Genomic DNA, 21427 nt, shown 5'->3' with positions numbered 1-21427 from the left:
TCTTAATTAATTATCTGCATTAAGCGGCAAGGTGAATTTTGCAATATTACCGCGGTTAAACTGAGACATATCAATCGCCTCACCTGCATAGTTTATACTGACCAATTCCGGCTTACCTAATGTTACGGTAAAAGGTGCCTGTCCTGAAATGTCCATGACGTAGCCGCCTTTTTTAATTCCCCAAGCAACACGCTCACCTGTTGCATCATAAATATTGACCCAACAGTCACCAGAGAAGGTAAATTTAACATGAGTAATATTTGCAGTGGTGTCTAATGAGTTTTGGTCACTTGGTGTTTGTTCAGTGTTAGTTGTCACATCTGTGGGAGTTTTATCAGACATAGCCTGACTAACGCCTTGGCGCTCAAGTTCAGTTTGAACAGGTTTTAAGTCATCCTTGTTTGCGTTAGTTGCCTCGATATCCTGCTCTAGCTTGACCTGTGCAGAAGATTGCTCATTTAATGGAGCGATAACTTGGTCATCATTAGCAGTTGTTTTAACTTCAGACGCTAATACTAGGTTTTCATCTTGCTCATTAGCAGCAGTAGTCTCGCTTTGTGTTGCAACAGGCTCTGTCACGCTATTATTTTTTGCATCTTGCACCCACCAAACAACACTAGAACCTATTAAAATCGCCAAAATCAGATAGCTGATCCACATTAGCAGGCTATTTTGTGCTTGTTTTTCAGTTTCCTTTGAAAAACTCTGCATTTTAGTGCCCTGTTTATTGGCGACATTAAGTGCTTCATAACTCGCTAAAATGTCTTGTTCTTTAACTTCAACTAACTTAGCGTAGTTTTTTAAGTAACCACGATTAAATGTATCTGGCAAAGAAGTATCGAATACATCCTTTTCAATATTACTCACTAAACTAGCCCTAAAATTAAGTCGCTCAGCAACATCTTGCTGGCTTAAACCTAATTTTTGACGGGCAACTGATAATATCTGCCCTGGGCCGACAAATTCTACTTCTTCAGGAATATCGTTTAAATTGCTTTCTTGCGTCATTAATAGTTTCTACTGTTCATTTATTTCACTGGATGGCGCAGCTAAGTAGATGATATCACCCACTTTTATCGTTCCTGTTCGTGAAATACTATTCCAGCGCTCTATTGCTTTCATTTGAATGTTATATGTACGTGAAATTGAAAATAAAGTTTCACCCGCTTTAACAATATGGTGAGCTCTTGGCTCTTCTGGTTTTAGCGTTTGCGTAGGCTTAACATTTGTAACTGTTGCCTTTTGCTGCGGTTTACTTTTTTCAACTTGACCTGATGATGATGGAGATAACTTAACAACCCGCTTGTTAGTACTAACAGTCGTTTGCTGTGTTGATTGGTAAAGTTTTGCTAATTCATCAGCTTCAATTACGTCAAGTTCATTCAATAAATATTGTCTAGCTTCAAAAGAGTTCGGAAACATTTTCACCAACATCGCGCCATAGTTTTTTGCGATTCGTTGATTGTTTTGTTTTTCATATATTTTGTATGCTAAGGCTAACGCTTGCGAAGAAAATCGACGCGTCGATTTTTCATATCGCTTTAAATACACTTGCGCGTCTTCATAATTTGCCTTGGCATATTGTAAGCGCATCATTTGTAATAAACTCGATGCACTTGTTGGGCTGTGTTGAATTGATTTATCTAGATAATGCTCAGCTTTGTCAAAATTATTAGCTTTGAGCTGACACAAGGCTAAATTTTCATAACTTTTTGCCACCAGTAAATAAGCTGGCACCGCAATAGCTTTTAAAAATTGCTTTTCCGCTTTGTCATACTTTTCTTGCTTACACAGAAACACACCATAATTATTGAGTGTATCTGCATCTTTTGCATTTAAAGTTAATGCTTTATCAAACGCCTGTGTTGCTAATTCAGGTTCGCCAACAACATCATAATAATGTGCAAATGCGGTATACACTTGCACAAGATTAGGCGCAAAGCGTTTTGCTTTTTCTAAATTTAATTTAGCCTGAGTGGTGTTACCCATCTTTAGATAGCCTAACCCCAAAGAAATTCGTGTCATAGCAATTTCATTATTGCTAGACTCATTTTTAATCACAGGAGTCGTTTTATCATTTTCGTATGTTTGCGTAACACAACCCGTCAACGCAAACGCCATCAACAATAAACCTGTTTTTTTTAAGCTCAATTCCATGGCAACTTTAGGTGGCTAATTTTCTATCAGACTATTTTTACTGAAATTTGTTCAGGTTTCACCTGTTTTTTTTGTTCTGCGATTACCGACGTTCGTTTTGTACGATCCAATACATCACCCGCCAACTGACCGCATGCAGCATCTATGTCATCACCTCGTGTTCTGCGAGTGATAACAGTAAAGCCATAACTTTGTAACACTTTATCAAAGCGATCAATTCTAGAATTACTTGAGCGTAAGTAAGGAGAACCAGGGTATGGGTTAAACGGGATCAAGTTGATCTTGCTAGGCGTATCTTTTAACGCATGTGCAAGTTGATGTGCATGATCTGTTGAGTCATTAACTTCTTGAATCATAACATACTCAACGGTTACTGCTTTTTGCGCCTTTGAACCATCAATGTAGCGTCGTGACGCCGCCAGAAATTCTTGCAACGGATATTTTTTGTTAATTGGTACCAAAACATCACGCAGTTCGTCATTTGGCGCATGAACAGAAATAGCTAATGCACAGTCAATTTTTTCTTTCAGCATATCAAGTGCAGGAACAACACCAGAGGTACTTACCGTCACACGACGCTTTGATAAACCGTAACCAAGATCGTTTAACATATTGTCAAGCGCCGGGATCAGGTTTTTCATGTTTAGCAAAGGTTCACCCATGCCCATCATCACAATGTTAGTAATTGGTCGCTTACCAGCAATACGAGTAGCACCAATATCATTAGCAACTCGCCACACCTGACCAATAATCTCTGAAACCGATAGGTTGCGGTTAAAGCCCTGCTGAGCAGTAGAACAGAAACTACACTCTAAAGCACAACCAACCTGTGAAGATACACAAAGTGTTGCACGATTATTTTCAGGGATCCAAACTGTTTCAACTTCTTGGCCACCTTCTAGCTTAAGTGCATATTTAATCGTGCCATCTGACGATACCTGCTTTTTCGAAATCTCTGGCGCTTTGATCTCACAACGTCTAGCTAATTTTTCTCGTAGCTTTTTGTTGAGGTTAGTCATTTGCTCAAAGTCGTCATAACCAAAATGATACATCCACTTCATGACTTGGTCAGCACGAAATGGCTTTTCACCAATTGATGCAAAAAACTCTCTTAACCCTTGATGGTCAAAGTTTAATAAGTTGATCTTGCTAATCGGCGGACTTACGACTTGTGCTTGGTCACTCATGTTCAAACAACTCTCAATACTACAAAAATTAAAGGGCGCAAATTGTACACTTTTTCACCAAGTGTGACAATTTCAATTCAGCTAATGGTAAAACTTCTTTTGTTAAAAACTCTTACCATTGTCTACATTTCGCTTTATCCAATATAAAGCAAAAGGATTTTACCGAATCATCAGTAAAACCCTTTCTATATTATGACTCTTTAGGAGTCATAGCTGTTAGCCCATGCTTTAATGCAAAGAAAAACTCTAAGCCCAAAACATAGCTAATCAGCCCATGTACTTGTTATTAACGAGTGCGTGGGCAAATTTCTTCGTCAGAGAAGAAGTAAGCAATTTCACGTGCAGCTGATTCTAAAGCATCAGAACCGTGTACCGCGTTCTCATCGATAGAGTTAGCGTAGTCAGCACGTAAAGTACCAGCTAAAGCTTCAGCTGGGTTAGTAGCCCCCATGATTTCACGGTTTTTAAGAACAGCACCTTCGCCTTCTAAAACTTGAACCATAACAGGACCAGACGTCATGAATTCTACTAAAGCACCGAAGAAAGGACGCTCTTTATGTTCAGCGTAGAAACCTTCTGCTTGTTCTTTAGAAAGGTGAACCATTTTTGACGCGATGATTTTTAAACCAGCTGTTTCGAAACGGTTGTAGATTTGACCGATTACGTTTTTTGCAACTGCATCTGGTTTAACGATAGAAAAAGTACGTTCGATAGCCATGATAAAGCCTCTTGAATAATAAATTAATAAATTAAGGGTATTTAAATTGGGCGCGATTATAGACCAATTGCAGACAAAAGCCTACCGCTAATCACCAATGTTACAAATCTAGTTTCTGGCAAAATAATTCAGCGGTAATTAGTATGACGCATAAGTTAATCTTACCGAGTAATTGAGCACATTATCCTTATAAATGTGCAAGTTATCGTACAAACTTACAACGGATATTGACTTAGGAATGATAATTAGTATCATTTACAACACTTTTTTCATTGTTAACAAGTAAGTTGACGACAATGCAACGTTCAAAGAAAGATGCCTTAATTAGATTATTTTCGGCATTGATACCAGCATTTATTTTTACCAATACGCTGGGTATTTTCATCACACTATTGTTTCCATCGGCAAAAACTGAAGGTTTAAGTTATGTATTAACGTTTGCCTTTTTGTTTTATAGCGCATTGGTGATGTGGATTTTTCATACACCTTATATCAAAACTATCGCCATTGTTTTAGGCCTAGGCATTACCTTAACCGGTGGTGGAAGTTACTTAATTTATCAGGATTAAACCAATGAAAACCGGATTAAGACAGTCAATGACTTGGCTGCATACATGGATAGGGCTAATTTTATGTTGGCTAATGTATTTTATGTTTGTTACGGGAACTACTGGCTATTTCGACGAAGAAATTGATCAGTATTTAACCCCAGAAGTTGCGCACCATGAAACCGCTACAGACAAACAGCGATTTATCTCGGCTATAAACTACGCTCAAACCAATGCCATGGATGCTCCAGAGTGGTTTATTGATTTAGAAGCAAAACGTGGTGGCTTACTCACTCGCTTATTTTATCGAACACCATCTACAGAAGATGGCAGTCCCGCTACCAGTAACAATGTGTTAATCGATCCAAGATCAGGGGAGTCAGTAGAGGATATTGCAAGAAAAACGGCCGGCGGACAAACACTCTATCGCATGCATTGGCGTTTGCACTATATCAATACGGATTTTTCGTACTATTTAATTGGGGTGATTACCCTATTTATGTTTATCGGTGTAGTTTCTGGGATAATTATTCACCGAAAGATATTTACCGATTTTTTCACCTTTAGGGCACAAGGTAATGGTAAAGGATGGTTAGATATACATAATTTGGTTAGCGTTTCTAGCCTGCCCTTTCAGCTTATGATCTCGTACTCGGGATTAATTTTTATGATCACCACTTTTTTACCACTTATTGCTTTTGGCAGTTTAGGATTTGATCAAAACGCTGCCCGTGATATTTATCAAAAACTTTACCCACAAATAAAAGTTGAAAGATCAGGTATTAAAGCCACTATGTTGGACGCAGAAACCCTATATCAAAAACTGCAAGAGAAGGTTGATATTGCCCAAATTTCATCTTTACGAATAAAAGCGCCTGGCGATGAAAATGCCAAAGTTGTCGCCCACATTGCAGATAACATCTATGGCGCTAGAGCAACGTTAAAGTATGTTTTTAACGCTAATACTGGCGAATTTATCGAGACTCAAGATCGTGCAACTAACCCAGCTATGTTATTTAACAAGATAATGCTCGAATTACATGAAGGTTTATTTGCTGATATTGAACTGCGCTGGCTGTACTTTTTAGCCGGAACACTAGGCTGTTGTATGATGGCAACTGGCGCTATTTATTATGTTCGAAAACGCAAAATTAAAGTCAAACCTGGGCAAGCTATTCCAAAAAGCTTACGAAATATTGAATCGACTAATATCGCGGTAGTGATTGGCCTTTTAGCTTCTGTTGCTATGTTTTTTAACGCCAATAGATTGTTGCCTTTAGACATGGAAAACCGCGGCGAATGGGAAGTTCATGTGATGTTTATCACTTGGCTAGGCTGTTTTATTCACGCGTATTTTAGGCCAAGTGAAAAAGCTTGGATGGAGCAAACATTCTTTGCTGGGCTGTGCTGCTTAATGTTACCGATAATCAATGTGATCACCTTAGATAAACATGTATTTAGTTCACTAGCTTCTGGAAATTGGTTGTTTGCCAGCGTAGATCTGTTTTTTATCGCTTGTGCCGGTATATTTTTTTACATAGCAGCAAGAATGAAAAACAAAGCTATTACCGTACAAACACCTAACAAGAAAGTTGCACAACAACGCTCACCTAAGCCAAGGGTTTCTCAACCTGCGTTAACGAGGACAATGGGCCAATGATATTTTTATTAAGTTTTCTGCCTTTGGTATTTGGCTGCATCTGCTTAGCTTGGTCCATGCCCAAACATCACAGGCAATGGTTTAAGACCAGACACACAGCTCAACGAGAAAGGGTATTTACCATCGGTGGTTGGCTGTTGTTATTAGTTGCATTGACCATATGCATAAAACTAATGCCGATTGCACTAGGCTTAGTGTATTTCGTCGCAGTACTAACTCTAACAGTTGTTATTACTGCTTTTTCTTCAACTTACATCGACAAATCGAAAAAGAAACTTAGCTTTTAATTTGGCATTAAAAAAACGCGCCTAGAGCGCGTTTTTATTTAGCTAAACCTGAAGTCATTTACCGTTAAATGCTACAGCGTTTGTACTGTCTATAGGAAGGTTGCCAAAAGTTTCTTTCAATTTTCTCAATCAAATCTTCATCATCAATTCGCAACGCTAAACTTTGATCATAAGCTACCTTGGCAACAGCAAAGGCAATTTTTTTACTTAGATTAGCAATTTCAATTAATGGTGGTAATAATTCACCTTCACCAGTATTCGCTAACGGTGAAGCTTCAGCTAACATTTCACTGGCCACCATTAACATTTCATCGGTAATTCTGTTGATGTTCGCCGCAACAACACCTAAACCTAATCCTGGGAAAATATAACTGTTGTTACATTGTGCAATTGAGAATATTTTTCCTTTGTGCTCAACAGGCTGGAATGGGCTACCCGTCGCAACAATAGCTTGACCTTCAGTCCAGTTAATCACTTGTTCTGGTGTTGCTTCCACTTGACGTACAGGATTGCTTAACGGGAAAATTATTGGACGTTCACAATGGCTGGCCATCGCACGAATTACTTCCTCGGTAAATAAACCAGCAACGCCAGAAACACCAATTAAAATATCAGGTTTAACGTTATTCACTGTTTCTAATAGGCTGGCATATTGACCTTCAATAGCCCAATTTGCGATCGACGTTGGTAACTGTGCAAGTTGCTCTTGGAAATCTCTTAAGCCTTCCATTCCCTTGGTTACTAGGCCAAATCGATCAATCATATACACTTGGCTACGAGCAACGATAGGATCAGCGCCTTCACTGATCATTTGAGCGATGATTTGCTCGGCTATACCGCAACCGGCAGATCCTGCACCAACAAAAACAACTTTTTGGTCTTTTAATCGCACTTGTTTAGTACGACATGCCGCTAACAATGTACCCACAGTAACGGCAGCAGTACCTTGGATATCATCGTTAAAGCAACAAATTTCATCTTTATAACGATTTAACAATGGCATAGCGTTAGGTTGCGCAAAATCTTCAAATTGCAACATAACATGTGGCCAACGTCGTTTAACCGCTTTAATAAACATGTCAACAAACTCGTCATATTCTTCTTGCCCAATACGAGGGTGACGAGCGCCCATATACATAGGATCGTTCAGAAGTTTCTCGTTGTTTGTGCCAACGTCTAACATAACAGGTAAACAATAAGCTGGGCTAATACCACCACACGCCGTATAAAGTGACAATTTACCAATAGGAATCCCCATGCCACCTATACCCTGATCGCCAAGGCCTAAAATACGTTCACCATCAGTTACAACGATAATTTTTACTTTGTTTTTTGTCGCATTTCTCAAAATATCATCAATGTTATGACGCTCTTCATAAGAAACAAACAAACCACGGTTGCTGCGATAAATATCAGAAAATCGTTCACATGCATCACCAACGGTTGGCGTATAGATAATTGGCATCATTTCCGTAAGATGCTCTTGGACCAATTTAAAAAACAAAGTTTCGTTTTGATCATGAATAGCGCGCAAATAGATATGTTTATTTAGTTTTGTTTTAAAACTACTGTACTGCATATAACAGCGCTCTACTTGCTCTTCTATAGTTTCATATGAAGGAGGCAGTAACCCCATCAGATTAAACTGTTTGCGCTCTTCAGCAGAAAATGCACTTCCTTTGTTTAACAATGGTGTTTCTAAAAGACTTGGGCCTGAATAAGGAATATATAATGGACGTTGATTTTTTGTCGGCATAGTGGGTTAATTTATCAATGGGGGTAATTGTTTGGATTTTAAGCGTTAGTTGCTAGCCATTATAGTCGAACAAAGCGCGGCAACAAAGCTGAAGAGTTGGCTTATTGATAAAAAAGAGCAAAAATAGAGATAAATAACAAGTTGTCGCTAGTCAACTTCCGCCATCCAAGCAAGTTGAATTGCTTCTAATACTCTTTCTCCACAATGATTAGGGTCATCATCAAAATTTTCCAACTCAAGCACCCACTTTCTCAGTTCAGTAAAATGCAGTTTGTAAGGATCAACATCTGGGTGTTGCTCAATTAAATCTAATGCTATTTCTAATGAATCAACCCAACGATAACCCACACTATTCTCCTTAAAAAATTAAATGAAACCATAAAGCATCTGCCGCTAACATTAACGCCAGCCAAAAAACTAACAAGCGAACACGACGACAGATTGGGCAATCAGTTTGCCACCAAGCTAATTCTTTTTTCTTCACTTTTTACCACAACACTACATCTCTTCGTTTGAGTATAGGTTAATATAAATAATCCATTTAAACATCTTCAAAAAAATACTTAACACAATGGCCAATATAGAAATTAATGCAGAACAAAAAGCAGCATTAGTGCAAAAACTACAGGTATACATGGAACAAGAACTAGATGTTGACTTAGGCCAATTTGATGCCGAATTTCTAGTCGACTTTATTGGTGACAATATTGGTGGATATTTTTACAACCAAGGGCTGTATGACGCACAGCAGCTTATTTCCAGCAAAATTGATCTAATAAACGAATCTTTATACGAATTAGAGAAACCTGTAGACTGAATTAACAGGCTAAAGTAAGGACAATAGCTTTTAAATGAAATGTGTTTTTTTAGACAAAGCAACTTTTGCTGACAGTATCGATTTTCAGCCACTGCAACAATACGCCGACACTTTCGAGGTGTTTTCACTCACGCCTTTTGACAAAATCGTTGAACGCTGCCTTAATGCTGAAGTGATAATAACCAATAAAGTCGTGCTTGATGAATCGATTTTGCGTCAGTTACCTGCACTTAAACTCATATGCATTGCAGCGACAGGTGTTAACAACGTTGATTTAGCTGCGGCAAAGAACTTAGGCATTGCAGTCGCTAACGTCAGTGGTTACTCCTCTCATTCTGTTGCTCAATATGTATTTTCACAATTACTACATCACGTGGCTAAACCACACCACCATATCAATAACGTATCACAAGGCCAATGGCAGCGTAGCCCAAGCTTTTGTGTTCACGGTGAAGGCAGTGTCGAGCTTGCTAATAAAACCATGGCTATTATTGGTTACGGCAATCTAGGTCAAACCGTGGCTAATATAGCTAAAGCCTTTGGTATGAAAGTGCTTATCGCAGAGCAACAACACGCAACATCCATTAGAAATGAGCGTGTCAGTTTTGATTATGCTATTCAAGAAGCCGATTTTATCAGCATTCACTGTCCACTGACCGACAGTACTTTAAACCTATTTAACAAAGAAACCTTTTGTAAAATGAAATCATCGGCCGTTTTGATCAACACTGCACGCGGCAACATCGTCAATGAAAAAGACTTAATTGATGCTTTAAATAATGGTGAAATTGCCTATGCTGCTTTAGATGTTTTAGCACAAGAGCCGCCACCTGCTGACTACCCAACACTACTTAATCAACCAGCAAATCTTGCGATTACTGCACATATTGCTTGGGCATCAATTGAATCACAACAGCGGCTAATTAACTTAGTCGCTGATAACATCAAAGCATTTAGTGAAGGTCGTAGATTAAATCGAGTTGATTAAGTAATTATTTAAAGCTTAGATCAACAAAATCAAAGATAAGTCCTTTTATACATGGACTTTTAATTCACTCACTTTTATGATTTTAACGATAATAACAACCGTTTTAATGGAATGAACAACATGAAGATTTTTTACCGAGCACTATTTACTTGTGCTTTACTCAGTTTGCTCGGCTGTAATGGCAGCTCTGGTAAAAATGATACTGTGACCGGGCAAACCCCAGTCTCGCCATCAAAGTTAACGTTAAGTTTAGTTGACGCACAAGGCAATCAAAAACTAAGTTTTGACAAAAATGAAGCCATTTATGTTAAAGCACTTGTTCAAGGGGCAAGCAATCAGAATATTTCTGGCAGCCGTGTCGACTTCACCAATGATTTAGGTTTGCTCAGCGTCAATTCAAAACTAACCGATGCGAAAGGAACTGCAGAAATCACCATAGGCAATACAAACAACGCTTTAGGTGCAGGTACGCTTACGGCTAGTGTCGATGGTATATCACAAGCCATTGATTACGAATTTATTGACAACCAAACCCACGGTTTATCACCTAAGCTACAAATATCCCTTGAGGTTTCAGGTACTCCAGCTAATCAATTTGGTACTGACGAGCATGGCATTTTCACCGTAAAGCTGCTCACTAAAGACGGCTCACCAATTGACAACAAAAAAATAAACTTTACCACTGATATTGGCTCGCTTGAACCGTCGTCAGCACAGACCAATGCCCAAGGTTATGCCACAACAAAAATTTCCAGCACTGTCCTTGGGGCAGGCATGTTTACTGCTACTTTAGACGATAATAGTGCAATATCTGCACAACAAGGTTTTCAGGTACTAGCAACCAATAGCACCGGCGATAACGATATACGCATCGGTCACATTTCTGATGACGGACAGTTCAACGAAGGGCAAATAAAACTTAGTGTTACTGATGGTAAAATTAGTGCTGGTGGTACTTTGGGCCTTTGGGTGGACCTGATTGATTCAAATAATCAACTCGTTAATACCCCTATCACCGTAAGTTTTACCTCTACGTGTGTTGCCAATAACAATGCCAATATCGACCAAACCGTCATTACCATTCGAGGCAAGGCAAGCTCAACATTTGAAGACGTTAACTGTGCTGGGGTTTCTGGCACTGAAGATGTGATCATAGCCAGCATAAATGCCAATGGTGTAACAAGCACAGCATCAGCCATTATTGATATTCAAGGTGAACAATTAGGCTCTATTGAGTTCGTTTCAACATCGCCAAATCAAATTGTTATCAAAGGCTCTGGCGGACAAGAAAATGCCACCGTCACCTTTTTAATTAAATCAGCTATTGGTAACCCTATTGCACAGCAAGAAGTCATTTTTGATTTAGATTCACAGGTTGGCGGTGTTAAACTAAGCCGTACAAAAGGTGTGACTAACAGTCAAGGGTTAGTCACTACCCAAGTGATATCTGGCACAGTACCAGCAGTTATACGAGTAAGTGCCAAAGCCTCACTCGAAGGTGAAGAAATATCCACTCAGTCAAGCGAACTATCGATTAATACGGGGTTGCCTGATCAAGCCTCAATGACTATTGCGGCATCTGTACTAAACCCAGAAGCAAGTACCAGAGGCTCTGAGTCAATCATTACAGTTTGGTTAGCCGATAGTTACAACAACCCAGTTGCCGATGGCACTACCATCAACTTTACCACTGAAGGTGGCTCAATTGAGGAAAGATGTACAACGACAGGGGGTAACTGTAGTGTTACATGGACAGCCACCGAGCCTTACCCTAATGACCATAGAGCGACTATTTTAGCGACCGCTTCTGGCCATGAAACTTTTTTTGATACCAACGGTAATAACCAATTTGATGATGCAGATGGTAGCGCTATCAATCTAACTTCGGTTAATAGCGGTTTTGGTCGCAGCACTCCGCAAGCGTCAGGTTTTGTTGATATGTCTGAAGCGTGGCGGGACGATAATGCAAATGGCATCAAAGATGCCAATGAAACTAAGTACTTTGATGACAATGGTAATGGACAATTTGACGCACCAGACGACAAATTTAATGGTCCACAATGCCAAGGTACTAGTTGTGATGCAACAGCCAAAAAAATTACTATCCGAAAGGCGATGGAAATTATCATGTCTGATGCCTACAACCCAACCTACAAATTAACAAACGACCAAAACTCAATAACTTATTTAAGCAGCTATGGACAAAGCAGTACCCTGCCTGAAATTGCTGATGGTAGTAAAGTGTATTTTGTCTTTCATGTTGCCGACAGTGCTATGCAAACTTTACCCGTTGGTACCATTATTGATGTTGAACTAGATGGCGTAATCATTGATACACGAGAAATAGCTGACACCAACAGATCTCCAGGCTTTTCAACCATCAGGTTTCCTATGGAAAATATTGCGGGTGGCTCTTCCAAGGACGTTAACCTAACAATCACCATTAAAACAAACGATACCCTTGCTAAACCTTATATCTCGACTGAATTTAAGTTTTTGTAAACTTAGCGCAGATTAGATGACCTGTAGTCATCTAATCTGCGCCTCATAAATGTGATTTACCAATATTTATCGATAAACTTGCCATATTGAAAATAAGACCACTGACCTATTCGCCTTAAAGGTGCAAGCGGAAACTTAGGTAAAGGTGTTTGATAAAGTGGAATATTTGGTAATTCCTTTCCTGCCACTCGTTCGGCTAAACGTTTGCCGGCTTGTGCAGAAAAAGAAAGTCCTGCGCCACAATAGCCCATCGCATAAAAAATATCTTGCTCGTTATTGTGATAAACATGTGGAATATCATCCAGCGACATACAAATCCAGCCCGACCATGCATAAGCAATGTTGACCTGTTGTAAACTTGGAAAGCTGGTTTTTAAAACCGCTAATAATCGCTGTGTGTAATAAGGGTCATTCGCTGTTTGTCCGGTTATTGCTCCTCTACCACCAAATAAAATTCTGTTGTCGGGTAATTTACGGTAGTAATACTTGAGTGCTCTAGTATCCATTACCACTTGATTAGTTTTTATATTTGCTTGCTCAAGCTGGCTGTCTGTTAACGGCTCTGTGACAATAATTTGAGAGAGAACAGGTAAAGTGCGTGACTGTATTAACGAATGAAATCCCTTGGGCGTGTAACCATTGGTTGCTATCACCACTTTATCTGCTTTTACAATGCCTTGTGGCGTATGAAGTTCATAACCATTGGCCATTTTACGCCAATTTAAAACAGGTGAACTGCTATGTATAGTTGCCCCAGCCTGTTGGCTAAACTTTTGATAGCCCCAAGCAAGTTTTAATGGATTTAAGCCAAAACCATCATGAAAACGTATTGCACCATAAGCGTTTTTATCATTCATATAGTCAGATCTAACTTGCTCTTTAGTTAAAACATCGACTTGATATCCAAAACGCTTTTGCTGCAACTTTGCTAAAGCGATTAAAGGTTCCATTTGATTGGGCTTATGGGCAACTTTTAAATACCCTGAACTTTGTTTATCACAATCAATACCCTCATCAATCAAGCGATTGACCAAGTCTACCCCTTGTGACATCTCCTCATGAACGGCATGCATCACTTGTTTTCCCCAGCGTTTTTCCATTTCACTGAAGCTCATACGACCTGAATTTTTTAATACAAAGCCGGCATTTCGACCGCTGCATCCCCATGCTGTTTGATTTGCCTCTAACACAACGGCATTTATGCCGTGGTTACGTGCTAGATGCAAAGCACAAGATAGCCCGGTAAATCCGCCACCGATAATGGCAACATTTGTTGAAACTTCTCCGACAAGTTTACCGTCACTAACAGGCGATTTACCCGAAATAGTAGACCAATAACTGTCTGGGTAGGGTTCTCCTATGCCAGGGCTGACATCATGTAAAGGATCATACATCTTTGTACCTTGTTTGAAAGATAGTGATAAACTAAAACCAAATGATATGACAGCCAAAAACTATATGACAACAGATAAAATTCGCTACCAAGAAATGCAAATAGATGACTTTGAACAAGTCATTCAGTTAGGTACTGACGTTCATGGCGAGGGATATATTGATAAAACTAATCTGACCGAATGGTTTGATAAAGGAGTAACAACACAAAGTAATGCCAATTTTGTTGCTTATGACGGTGATAAACTCGTAGGCTTTCGCATCACCTTTGCACCGAACAGTTGGCAGATTGATCATTGGTGCTCACCGCAGCTTTGGCAAGTACCAAGCAATCAAGTCTGTTATTTTAAGTGTAACACCGTCGACCAACATTATCGTGGATATGGTATTGGCAGTAAATTGCTTTCACTGTCAATTAACGCTATTACAAAACAGGGCGCAACGGCGGGTGTTAGCCATTTATGGATGCAAAGTCCGGGAAACAGTGCAGTAAAATACTTTACCAAATGTGGCGGACAGTTAATTAAAGAGCACCCAGATCGCTGGAACGAATTAAGTCAAAAAGGTTACCTTTGCCCTATTTGCCATAATGATTGCCACTGTTCTGCGGCAGAAATGCTGATTCGTTTTGATTAAGCGCTAAACACCTTAGCGCTTAATATCAACCAAATAGACGTTGTAATATTGAAGGTTTTTTCACTTTGTTTGCGCTAATAGGAAGTGATTTAAAACCAGATAAACCCAATAACTCAACGTCACCTTCTTTGTTTTCAAAATCTCCAGAAGCAGGGTTAAACTTGTAGTTTTTTGACCATTCCTGCAAGTTCGCAGTCACTTGATTAATCGCGTCGACAACAAAAGCGATTTCTTTGTTGGTCATGGTTGGATGAAAAGAAGCTCTGATCCAGCCCGGTTTTTGTGCCAAATCACCAGCGTCAATCTGCTCAGTTATTTTCGATGAGGTTTGATGATCAACATCAAGCAAGATATGCCCGTAAGTACCAGCACATGAACAACCACCACGCGTTTGCACACCAAATTTGTCATTTAACAATCTAACCACTAAGTTGTGATGCGCTCCTTTAACATAAAATGAAACGATAGCTAACCGATCACGTTTGTTTGCTTCTAACATAACGACCTGTTCATTTTTTGCTAATTCTGTCATGACATAGTCTGTTATTTCTTGTTCACGATTTAAAATATTGTCAACGCCCATGGCATCTTTAACTTTTATCGCCAATGCTGTACGAATACATTGTAAAAACCCCGGTGTACCGCCGTCTTCGCGTACTTGAATGTCGTTAAAAAAGCTATGTTGTCCCCAAGGGTTTGTCCAAGTTACCGTGCCACCACCTGGATGGTCTGGTACACGGTTTTTATATAACGCTTTGTTAAAAATCAACACGCCAGAGCTACCTGGGCCGCCAAGGAACTTATGCGGCGAAAAGAAAATAGCGTCCAATGCTTGTTTTGAATTCACCGGATGCATATCAATATCAACATAAGGTGCTGAGCAGGCAAAATCAACAAAACAGACCCCGCCATGCTCGTGCATGATTTCTGCCATTTCATGATATGGCGTTTTAATACCAGTAACATTTGAACAAGCGGTAAAAGATCCGATTTTGTGTTGACGATCTTTATATTGTATTAACAATTGATTTAGGTGTTCTAGCGAAGGTAAACCATTTTCATCAGGGTTAACAATTTCTAAGGTAACATCACACTCATACCAAGAAGTTTGGTTAGAATGATGTTCCATATGAGTCACGAAAACGACAGGCTTATCAGCGTCAGCAAATTTCACATGCGGTTGCACACGTTCAGGAATTCTTAACCCTAAAATGCGTTGAAACTTGTTAATAACCCCTGTCATACCAGCATCAGCAGTGATTAATACATCATTGCTGCATGCATTAACATGCTTTTTAATAATACTTTGTGCTTCATGATAAGCATTGGTCATGGTACTACCGGTTAGGTTAGTTTCTGTATGTGTATTTGCCACATAAGGACCTAACTCTGAACTAATATAGTCTTCAATAGGCTGATATAATCTACCACTTGCAGTCCAGTCGGCATAAATAATAGGTGTTTGTTTCCCTGCAATTTGATGCGACAACTCTTGGCCAATAATATGGCGTCTGTAGGGTAAAAAATATTGCTCTAATGACATAAAACCTCCGCTTCTGATAGCAATCAATTCTACCAACAAGCTCTTTTTCAACAACAAAAAACCACACAAACAAACATATAAGCAAAATTATTTCACTAACGAGACCTTCATTGGATTCAAAAGGTAAAAATTAAGAATAAGGCGCATTATTTGAGAAAAATTTTTCTGCGATTTAGTTCTATTGTTTAAAATGCGGGAAGTTTTATGATGGGAATGTTAGAAAAAGCGGCGTGATTACGCCGCTAAATACCTGCCTATTTTAAAAGGTACTCTCTTAACTGGGCAAAATCAGCTTCTTGCTCCACCGATAAAATAGTTTCGGTGGCACATTCTGCTAACTCTTTGGGTAAACCAATGGGTTGTCCTAGTGTACTTTCTACCACCTCTTTAAATTTAGCTGGGTGTGCCGTCCCAAGGAAAACGCCGAACTCATCGTCACTTGCATTGTATTGCAACGCTTTATATGCCACTGCCGCATGCGGCTCTGTGATATAGCCTAGCTTTTGCAATGCGATCATGGTCATTTGTGTTTGTTCTTCATCAATCGATTTTGAACTAACGCAGTCTTCAGGCACTATGCCTGAGCGCAACATATGTTCAACCCTAGGCCAATTATTAGGATTGCTCACATCCATAGCGTTAGACATGGTTGCTACGGTATCTTTAGGTGACCACTCCCCCGTTTGTAAATAACGTGGCACTGTATCATTGGCATTAGTTGCGGCAACAAAGCGTTTAATTGGTAGGCCCATAGCTTTGGCAAATAAACCTGCAGTTAAGTTTCCAAAGTTACCACTAGGTACTGACACCACTAAATCTTTTAACGCCGCTTTACCTTGTTGACGATACAACTGGGCAACCGCTTCAAAGTAGTAACATACTTGTGCCAGTAAGCGGCTGATGTTTATAGAGTTAGCAGAGTTTAAGCCGATAGTTTCTTTTAATTCTTGATCGTCAAATGATTGTTTAACCAAGGCCTGACAATCATCAAAATCACCATGAATAGCAATTGTTTCAATATTTCCACCTAAAGTAGTAAACATTTTTTCTTGCAGCAAACTAATCTTGCCTTTCGGGTACAAAATAACGACACGAATGTTTTCTATACCATGAAACGCATGGGCAACTGCCGCACCAGTATCACCCGACGTAGCCGTTAAAATAGTGAGTTTTTTATCAGCACTAAACGCCTGTAAACAACGCGCCATAAAACGCGCACCAAAGTCTTTAAATGCAAGAGTTGGCCCATGGAATAACTCCAAAATGGCACGCTTTTCATTAATGGGTTGAATTTGAGCGGGAAAATTAAACGCATCGGTTACAATTTCGGTTAATTGCTCTTTTGATAAATCTTCTTTAACAAATGGATGTAAAACTTGAACACTGCGCTCTACCATAGGCAGTGCTAACAGTTGTTCTATATCGTCGAGTTTTGGTAACGACTCAGGGAAAAATAACCCTTGTTGTTTACCTAAACCTTGTTTAACTGCGCCAGCAAAACTGACTTGTTCACTACTGTCTTTTAAATTATAAAATTTCACTTAAATATCCTACTTCCTATGAATGCCAATTATGATGACGGCAACTCAATAGCGCCTTGTTTATCCACTTGGCAAACATGAACAAATCCTTCAGTACAACCATCTGTGTTTACCTTTAAATAGTTGTCATTTAACCACTTAGCAAATTCTTGTGCTTTTTCCAATTCATCAGTAATACAAAATAACGTGGGGCCAGATCCTGAAATTCCAACAGCGAGAGCTCCTTGGCTTTGCAAGTAATTACATGCATCGATAAAACCCGGCAACAACTTATTACGATATGGCTCTGCCACTACATCCTTAATTACTTGATGTGCAATTACTTTGTCTTGTCGGTGGCAGGCATCTACAAACGTCGCTAAATTTTGACCAAACTGAATTAGGTCAGCGCGACTATATTCACTTGGCAATACTTCTCGCGCCGCTTTTGTTGATACTTCAATGCCTGGATAAGCCATCACGTAATAACAATCATCAAATGTTGGTAAGCTTCGAGTAATAACCTGCTCGTCTGGGATCATTAACTGTAGACCACCAAAGTAACATGGGGCAACATTATCGTAATGTAAACTTCCGCTAATTTGCGCTTCTAGTTCTCCCATTAAACGCAACATATTTGCTTGGTCAAAATGATGAACCCCAAGCTTTTGGTAGAAGCAATTAAGCGCCTCTAGTGCCGCAACTACCGAGCAAGCACTGGAACCTAAGCCACTGCCCACTGGCATTTTTTTATCTAATGTAATAGCTACAGACACAGGTTCTAAGCCACGTTCTAATAACGCTTGATTAAAACGTAGTAAACATTGCCAGACAATATTTTGTTCTTTTTCTTTTGGTAGTTTTCCTGCAAATCTACCAACTACCGCCAATTGATCTTCGTCACTTTGTTCAACACTAACAACATCACCTAACAGTGTATTATCTATAGGTTTTACCGCTAAGCCCAAAACATCAAAACCAACACTAACGTTACCAATTGAAGCAGGAGCAAATACTGAAACTTTCATTAGTGTTGCTGCTCCCATGCTAGTGTTCTTAATAAATCACCAAAAACACCAGCCGCAGTAACTTCTGCACCAGCTCCATACCCTCTTAAAACAAAAGGTAATGGTTGATAATAACGACTGTGAATGGCCAAAGCATTCTCTCCATCTTTAATTGCATACAATGGGTGACTTGCATCTACCGCGTCGATAGACACCTGACATTTTCCATCAATAATTGTGCCTATATAGCGCAACACTTTACCTTCTTTTTGAGCGGCAGCAATTTTGGTGGCAAATGCATCATCCAAATTTGGTAAATTATTCATAAACGTGTCAATGTCACCCGAGGCGTCAAAATCATCGCCGAGAACGGAATCTACCTTAATGTCTGCAAGTTCAAGCTTCATACCGGCTTCGCGCGCCATAATAAGAAGCTTACGAGCGACATCCATACCGCTTAAATCATCTCTCGGATCAGGTTCTGTGAAGCCATTATCTTTTGCGATGGCGGTAGCTTGAGACAGTGTCATCCCCTCTTCTAACTTACCAAATATATACGAAAGTGAACCTGATAATATACCTTCAAATTGCAACAATTCGTCACCCGCTTTTATCAAACTTTGTAAAGTATCAATCACCGGTAAGCCTGCGCCAACAGTTGTTTCATACAAAAAGCGACGGTTAGTACTTTGAGCCGCTGCTCTTAAGGCCTGATAATATTGAGTTGAATCGGTATTCGCTTTTTTGTTTGGTGTAACGACGTGAAAGCCTGCTTTTAAATACTCAACATAACTCATGGCTAATGCTTCATTTGACGTAGAGTCTACCAGCACAGGGTTGATCAAATGATTTTCTCTAACAAATTTTTTAACATTATCAACTGTTAATGCCTGCACATTCTGGCCTAACTCAGCCTGCCAGTTATCAAGATCAATACCTTCGCTGTTAAATGTCATCCCCTTGCTGTTGGCAATACCGTAAACACGCAAGGAAATATTTTGCTGGTTTAATTTTGGTTGTTGTCTCGCGATTTGAGCGATCAACTCACTGCCAACAACACCACAGCCAACTAAAAATACATCAATGGTCGGTCGGTGAGAGAAAAAGTTTTGATGGCTGACTTTTAAAGCATCAGTACATTTTCTTTTTTCGATTACAACAGAGATACTACGTTCAGAAGAATCCTGAGCAATTGCTACAACATTGACTCTCGCCTGGGCAAGTGATGAGAAAAACTTTGCAGCGACACCTTGTTGATGATGCATGCCATCCCCAACCAATGAAACAATTGAAAGTTCATGTTGTAAGTTAACTGGCTCCAGCAAACCATTTAACAGCTCTAACTCAAATTCTTGTTTTAAACTATGTTCTGCTAATAAAGCATCTTCGGAATGAATGCAGAAACTTATACAGTATTCACTTGATGACTGGCTAATGAGTACGATGGAAATGTTTTCTTTACTCATGGCTTCAAACACCCGACTTGCCATGCCCACCATGCCTTTCATTCCTGGGCCAGAAACATTTACCATAGTCAAATTATCAAGGTTTGAAATCGCTTTTACTTGTTTTTGTTGCTCAACGTCGTTGCTTATTAACGTTCCAGGGGCTTCGGGGTTACTTGTATTTTTGATTAAACACGGGATGTGATACTGGGCGATAGGGCCAATTGTTTTGGGGTGTAAAACACTTGCACCAAAATAAGACAGTTCCATTGCTTCATGATAAGACAGAGCATCCAACAAGCTGGCGTCTTTGATCAATCGAGGATCTGCGTTATAAACACCATTTACATCAGTCCAAATTTCACAACATGTGGCATCTGCACATACTGCTAGTACTGCTGCCGAATAATCCGATCCATTTCGCCCTAATGTTGTCACTTGACCTTTTATATTAACGCCAATAAAGCCAGGCATAATTGCGATGTTATTCAATGCAGAATATTGTTGCTTGAACTTTTCTTTACACACCACTAAATCCGCTAGTGCATTTAAATGCTGTTCATTAGTCACTAAAAACTGTTCAGGTTCAATTAATGATGCTTGATGCCCTAGTGCTTGCAATACAGATTGTAAAATCGCAACACTTAAACGCTCACCAATACTAATAATAATTGCCCTAATATGATCTGGACAAAATGAAAGCATTACAGCTCCCTGCAAATAACGACTTAGCTGATTTTCCCAATGAGCTAAGGTTTGCTCAACATGAGTTGAATTAAAACTATCTAATGATGCCGACAGATCAGCCACAATAGTTTCAATGGCTAAATGAAAATGTTTAAGATCAGTTTGGAGTAGCTGCTCATCGGAAATGTTTTCAGCCATAGCAACTAAATGGTTGGTTACACCTTGAGGTGCTGATACCACAATAGCGAGCTCGCTTTGGTTCATTTTACTTTTAATGATATTTGCTACTTGCAAAAACTTTTCTGCACTGGCTAACGAAGAGCCGCCAAACTTTAACACTCGCATTTTACTTCCCCTAAAAAACAAAAAAGCCCGGAACCTTTGTGGTCCCGGGCTTTGACAAATAAGTTTTTTTTACACGTCAGCCAACGACCACCATCCTGTTAAGGGTGGTAGTGGTAATAATGGTAATGGTGCGTGTAATAATTTTCATGCTAAATAAAATGCCTCAAGGCGATATCAGTGTCAACACTAAATTTGAATAGAACTAGACCGAAATTGAATATTGATTTAATTT

Annotated in this window: 19 protein-coding genes; 7 read left to right on the top strand and 12 right to left on the bottom strand. The window is 39.5% G+C overall.

Translation table 11 applies throughout. From position 1 onward, the window contains the following. Positions 1 to 6: 6 nt before the first annotated feature. The 4 genes from IE199_RS04740 to ndk all read right to left on the bottom strand — a co-directional run bounded on the left by IE199_RS04740 (position 7) and on the right by ndk (position 4062). On the bottom strand, positions 7 to 1008 hold the full coding sequence (locus tag IE199_RS04740) for a RodZ domain-containing protein (RefSeq protein WP_189767789.1): 1002 nt from the start codon (positions 1006 to 1008) through the stop codon (positions 7 to 9). A gap of 9 nt (positions 1009 to 1017) precedes the next feature. Further along, complete coding sequence (gene pilW, locus IE199_RS04735; RefSeq protein ID WP_189767787.1) at positions 1018 to 2157, bottom strand: type IV pilus biogenesis/stability protein PilW; 1140 nt, start codon at positions 2155 to 2157, stop codon at positions 1018 to 1020. Positions 2158 to 2183: 26 nt separating this feature from the next. Continuing rightward, complete coding sequence (gene rlmN / locus IE199_RS04730) at positions 2184 to 3344, bottom strand: dual-specificity RNA methyltransferase RlmN (protein WP_189767785.1); 1161 nt, start codon at positions 3342 to 3344, stop codon at positions 2184 to 2186. Positions 3345 to 3630: 286 nt separating this feature from the next. Further along, on the bottom strand, positions 3631 to 4062 hold the full coding sequence (gene ndk, locus IE199_RS04725) for a nucleoside-diphosphate kinase (protein WP_189767783.1): 432 nt from the start codon (positions 4060 to 4062) through the stop codon (positions 3631 to 3633). Between the two features lie 296 nt (positions 4063 to 4358). Between ndk and IE199_RS04720 the strand changes: the two genes are divergently transcribed. The 3 genes from IE199_RS04720 to IE199_RS04710 are packed head-to-tail and all read left to right on the top strand — an operon-like array spanning position 4359 to position 6557. Continuing rightward, positions 4359 to 4631 (top strand): hypothetical protein, encoded by a 273-nt coding sequence (locus tag IE199_RS04720; protein ID WP_189767782.1) that lies wholly within the window; start codon positions 4359 to 4361, stop codon positions 4629 to 4631. 4 nt (positions 4632 to 4635) lie between these two features. Further along, positions 4636 to 6270, top strand: coding sequence for a PepSY-associated TM helix domain-containing protein (locus IE199_RS04715; RefSeq protein WP_189767780.1), 1635 nt, complete (start codon positions 4636 to 4638; stop codon positions 6268 to 6270). Then, entirely contained in the window at positions 6267 to 6557 is a 291-nt protein-coding gene (locus IE199_RS04710) for a DUF3325 domain-containing protein (RefSeq protein ID WP_189767778.1), read from the top strand. Before IE199_RS04715 ends, IE199_RS04710 begins: the two co-directional genes overlap by 4 nt. A 64-nt stretch (positions 6558 to 6621) precedes the next feature. On the opposite strand, the gene IE199_RS04705 is transcribed toward IE199_RS04710, so the two are convergent. The 3 genes from IE199_RS04705 to IE199_RS22065 form a co-directional block, all read right to left on the bottom strand. After that, a complete protein-coding gene (locus IE199_RS04705) occupies positions 6622 to 8313 on the bottom strand; it encodes an NAD-dependent malic enzyme (protein ID WP_189767776.1) in 1692 nt (563 codons plus the stop codon). Positions 8314 to 8460: 147 nt separating this feature from the next. Continuing rightward, positions 8461 to 8661, bottom strand: coding sequence for a Fe-S cluster assembly protein IscX (gene iscX / locus IE199_RS04700; protein WP_189767774.1), 201 nt, complete (start codon positions 8659 to 8661; stop codon positions 8461 to 8463). A gap of 10 nt (positions 8662 to 8671) precedes the next feature. Next, entirely contained in the window at positions 8672 to 8797 is a 126-nt protein-coding gene (locus IE199_RS22065; RefSeq protein WP_268245317.1) for a hypothetical protein, read from the bottom strand. Between the two features lie 87 nt (positions 8798 to 8884). Here IE199_RS22065 and IE199_RS04695 point away from each other — a divergent pair, with 87 nt between their 5' ends. From IE199_RS04695 to IE199_RS04685, 3 genes are all read left to right on the top strand, one after another. Next, complete coding sequence (locus IE199_RS04695) at positions 8885 to 9130, top strand: DUF2164 domain-containing protein (protein ID WP_189767773.1); 246 nt, start codon at positions 8885 to 8887, stop codon at positions 9128 to 9130. Positions 9131 to 9164: 34 nt separating this feature from the next. Next, complete coding sequence (locus IE199_RS04690; protein ID WP_189767771.1) at positions 9165 to 10118, top strand: D-2-hydroxyacid dehydrogenase; 954 nt, start codon at positions 9165 to 9167, stop codon at positions 10116 to 10118. Between the two features lie 120 nt (positions 10119 to 10238). Further along, a complete protein-coding gene (locus IE199_RS04685; RefSeq protein ID WP_189767768.1) occupies positions 10239 to 12620 on the top strand; it encodes an Ig-like domain-containing protein in 2382 nt (793 codons plus the stop codon). Between the two features lie 56 nt (positions 12621 to 12676). Here the strand turns inward: IE199_RS04685 and IE199_RS04680 are convergent, their stop codons facing one another. After that, positions 12677 to 14014 carry an NAD(P)/FAD-dependent oxidoreductase gene (locus tag IE199_RS04680; protein ID WP_189767766.1) on the bottom strand — a complete coding sequence of 446 codons (1338 nt, stop codon included), beginning with the start codon at positions 14012 to 14014 and terminating at the stop codon, positions 12677 to 12679. A 13-nt stretch (positions 14015 to 14027) separates the two neighbouring features. Here IE199_RS04680 and IE199_RS04675 point away from each other — a divergent pair, with 13 nt between their 5' ends. Next, entirely contained in the window at positions 14028 to 14648 is a 621-nt protein-coding gene (locus IE199_RS04675; RefSeq protein ID WP_229854528.1) for a GNAT family N-acetyltransferase, read from the top strand. A gap of 25 nt (positions 14649 to 14673) precedes the next feature. Here the strand turns inward: IE199_RS04675 and IE199_RS04670 are convergent, their stop codons facing one another. From IE199_RS04670 to thrA, 4 genes are all read right to left on the bottom strand, one after another. After that, complete coding sequence (locus tag IE199_RS04670; protein WP_189767764.1) at positions 14674 to 16191, bottom strand: aminotransferase class V-fold PLP-dependent enzyme; 1518 nt, start codon at positions 16189 to 16191, stop codon at positions 14674 to 14676. Between the two features lie 254 nt (positions 16192 to 16445). Next, the gene (gene thrC / locus IE199_RS04665) at positions 16446 to 17732 is read right to left on the bottom strand and encodes a threonine synthase (protein WP_189767763.1); all 1287 of its coding nucleotides are present in this window, start codon (positions 17730 to 17732) and stop codon (positions 16446 to 16448) included. 29 nt (positions 17733 to 17761) lie between these two features. Beyond that, entirely contained in the window at positions 17762 to 18739 is a 978-nt protein-coding gene (gene thrB, locus IE199_RS04660) for a homoserine kinase (RefSeq protein ID WP_189767761.1), read from the bottom strand. After that, complete coding sequence (gene thrA, locus IE199_RS04655) at positions 18739 to 21195, bottom strand: bifunctional aspartate kinase/homoserine dehydrogenase I (protein ID WP_189767759.1); 2457 nt, start codon at positions 21193 to 21195, stop codon at positions 18739 to 18741. Before thrA ends, thrB begins: the two co-directional genes overlap by 1 nt. Positions 21196 to 21427: the final 232 nt, after the last annotated feature.

Source organism: Thalassotalea marina (assembly GCF_014656435.1).
Lineage (GTDB): Bacteria > Pseudomonadota > Gammaproteobacteria > Enterobacterales > Alteromonadaceae > Thalassotalea_C > Thalassotalea_C marina.
This window is presented reverse-complemented; position numbering and strand designations above follow the sequence as displayed.